The sequence below is a fragment of the Chamaesiphon sp. OTE_8_metabat_110 genome, from assembly GCF_031382685.1.
GTDB lineage: Bacteria > Cyanobacteriota > Cyanobacteriia > Cyanobacteriales > Chamaesiphonaceae > Chamaesiphon.
In genome coordinates this window covers 1-3032 of record NZ_JANMZA010000249.1, presented here as the reverse complement: position 1 = coordinate 3032, position 3032 = coordinate 1, and the positions used below count along the sequence as shown (strand labels likewise).

The 3032-nt window shown below is 50.1% G+C and carries 2 protein-coding genes and 1 pseudogene; 2 read left to right on the top strand and 1 reads right to left on the bottom strand.

The genetic code is table 11. From position 1 onward, the window contains the following. Both RMO52_RS09200 and RMO52_RS09195 read left to right on the top strand, forming a co-directional pair. Window positions 1-672, top strand: a pseudogene (locus RMO52_RS09200) (AMP-binding protein); the annotation flags it as partial. 119 nt (window positions 673-791) lie between these two features. Further along, window positions 792-1058, top strand: coding sequence for a hypothetical protein (locus RMO52_RS09195; RefSeq protein ID WP_310413195.1), 267 nt, complete (start codon window positions 792-794; stop codon window positions 1056-1058). A 17-nt stretch (window positions 1059-1075) separates the two neighbouring features. Here the strand turns inward: RMO52_RS09195 and recN are convergent, their stop codons facing one another. After that, window positions 1076-2830 (bottom strand): DNA repair protein RecN, encoded by a 1755-nt coding sequence (gene recN / locus RMO52_RS09190; protein WP_310413192.1) that lies wholly within the window; start codon window positions 2828-2830, stop codon window positions 1076-1078. Window positions 2831-3032: the final 202 nt, after the last annotated feature.

The following is a 3032-nucleotide window of genomic DNA, read 5'->3' as shown; positions in this document are numbered from 1 at the left end:
CCTGGCGCAATCCCCACGAAACCAGGCTCAGCCACGCGTCCATTCCCCGGCATCATCGCCGAAATTGTCGATCTCGATGGTGAAACCCTCCCTGCCAATAATGGCGGCTACTTGGCGGTAAAATATCCTTGGCCGGGAATGATGCGAACTGTCTACGGCGACGACGAACGTTTCCGCAAAACTTACTGGGAACACATCGCCCCCAAAGATGGCAAATACATGTATTTTGCGGGGGATGGAGCGCGTCAGGACGCAGATGGATACTTCTGGGTGATGGGACGCATCGATGATGTTCTCAACGTTTCTGGGCACCGTCTGGGCACGATGGAACTCGAATCTGCGCTTGTCTCTCACCCTGCGGTAGTCGAAGCCGCAGTTGTGGGCAAACCGGATGAAATTAAAGGCGAAGAAATCGTTGCCTTTGTGACTTTAAATAGTAACTTTGTCGGCGATGCAAGTTTAGTAAAAGAGTTGCAAAAACACGTCGGCGTAGAAATTGGCGCGATCGCCCGTCCGGGTGAAATTCGTTTTACCGATGCACTACCCAAGACTCGATCGGGTAAAATTATGCGACGGTTATTGCGCGATTTAGCCGCAGGCAAGGAGGTTTCTGGAGATACTTCTACGTTGGAAGATCGCAGTGTGTTAGATAAGTTGCGAGGTAATGATTAGACGAACTAAATAGCGATGCACGCGATCGATAACGATCTTTGTCTACGTGCATCGTTGCAACTTTTCAGATCCAAGTTAAATGTTTTAAAATAATAGATGCCCACAATTAATAATTTACGATGACCGACGAAGAATTACAACAATTAGTAGCTTCTAATGCTCGGACTATTCAAGCCATGCTGGAGCAGCAAGAAACAACGAGACTGCGATATGAAGAACAAATGGATGAATTTAGACAGGGAATGCTGCGACTAGCTAGAGTTGAAGAAGGGTTAATCAATATGATGGTATCTATCGATGAAGATCGTCCGACAGTTTTGAGAAGATTAGCATCGATCGAAAACAAGGTCGATCGGATATTAGCAAAAGACAACGGAATTGGATAATTACTCGATCGGTTAACTTACTTCCCACTCTGTTTAACTGCTTTCTTGCGTGTCTTTGCTTGCGATAATAATGACGTGGCAAATGAGATGGCTTCTTGTGCCGATTGTCCTCCGGCAATTTGGGCGATCTCGTCGCGGCGTTGCTGCTGAGAATGCAGTTCCTCAATCCGGACGATCGTACGTTCGACTGCGGCACTACCGTTACCCGGATGGCTCGAACTAATTGTCTCCTTAGCTACGCGAAAATGGCGATCGGCCATTGCGGCGATCAGGGGTTGGTGGGTGACGCAGAGGACTTGCTGGGATTGGCTCAGGTGATGGAGTTTACTGGCGATCGATTGGGCGACTTTGCCCGACACGCCAGCATCGATTTCATCGAAAATTAGGGTACCCGCACCGCCGTTATTTGAGAAGCAGGCTTTGAGAGCCAGTAGAAACCGACTCATTTCACCGCCAGATGCTGTGGCGGCAAGCGGTTGGATCGGTTCGCCGGGATTGGGGCTGAAGTTGAAGCTAATGCTGTCTGCGCCTGTGGCTGTGGGCGGTTGGGGAGCGATTTCGACTTGGAATTGGACTTTATCCATCGCTAAGGGTTTGAGTTCGCGGATCAGGTGTCGTTCGAGATCGATCGCGGCTTGCTGACGGAGGGTAGTAAGTTGGTGGCAAGCTTGGGTGAGTTGGATCTGGAGATCTTTGACTTGGTGTTCGAGTTCTTCAAGGGATGCTCCTGCCCCTGTAAGCTGGATTAACTCGGTTTGGATAGAAAGTTGATGCTCGATCGCTTCCGTTAGTGTGGGGCCATATTTGCGGCAAATTAGCTTAAGGGCGCGAATCCGTTCTTCGATTTCCAGGAGTCGATCGGGATCGGCTTCCAGGGCGTCACCATAATAATTGATTTCGCGTCCGGCTTCGGTGATTTGAGCGAGGGCAAGACTGACGAGATCGAGGGTGGATTGGAGGCTAGCGTCGATGTCTACCATGTCGATGAGGGTGGATTCGGCTTTGCCCAGCATGTCGGCAACGGCGATCGCGCCTCCGGTATCATTTTGATAGAGGAGTTGATAGACAGCGTAGCTCTGCTGTTGGAGATCGACGACGTGACTGAGGCGTTGGCGTTCGGTTTCGAGATCGATGAGTTCGTCGGGGGTGGTAAGGTGGACTTGGCTTAATTCTTCGGCTTGATACTGGAGTAAGTCGAGTCGTTGCAGGCGCTGCTGTTCGTTTTGCTGGCGATCGAGCCATGTTTGATAAGCTTGCTGATAAGTGGTGTAAGCGGTGGCAATTTGGGTGCGCTGTTGGCTAATTGGTTCGCCACCATAGAGATCGAGTAATTCTTTTTGATGGCTGGGATTTGTCAGTTGGACGGTTTGCCCTTGAGCGGTAATCTCGATGGTTAGCTCGCGGAGTTCTTGGGCGAGTTGACGGTTGCAAATCGCGCCATTGACGCGCATTCTCGATCGGAGGTTAGTCCCCTGAATGCTGAGTTCGCGACTGCAAATCACCGTATCATCATCGGTTAAGTCAAATTCTCGATCGATCAGCCATGTCCTAATCCGCTCGGTAGTAGCAAATGTCCCCTCGATGATGGCTTTGGCTGTCCCTGTGCGAATCATCCGCAGTGACGGTTTCCCGCCCAAGACAAGATCGATCGCATCGAGGATAATCGATTTTCCCGCACCAGTTTCGCCAGTGAGCACATTTAAGCCTGCCCCAAATTCGAGTTCTAACTCGTCAATCAGGGTAAAATTATGAATGTGCAAGGACAATAGCATTAGGGGGTAGAGGGTAGAGGGTAGATGAGATGGGAGATGGTAGAGGGGATGGGAGATGGGAGATGGGAGACTGGGAGAATTTTTGCAACTCAACTCACTATCCCACCACCAATGCCCTTTACCCTAAAGCCTAAAGTCTAAAACCTAAATTAATTGCGCTGGATGATGGAAGCCGAGTCTGGTAGCGATCGACTAGAGTTGA

What these genes read in the sequence shown, in the direction of transcription:
- RMO52_RS09195 (WP_310413195.1), top strand. Translation starts at nt 792, where the DNA reads ATGACCGACGAAGAATTACAACAATTAGTAGCTTCTAATGCTCGGACT.
- recN (WP_310413192.1), bottom strand. Translation starts at nt 2,830, where the DNA reads ATGCTATTGTCCTTGCACATTCATAATTTTACCCTGATTGACGAGTTA.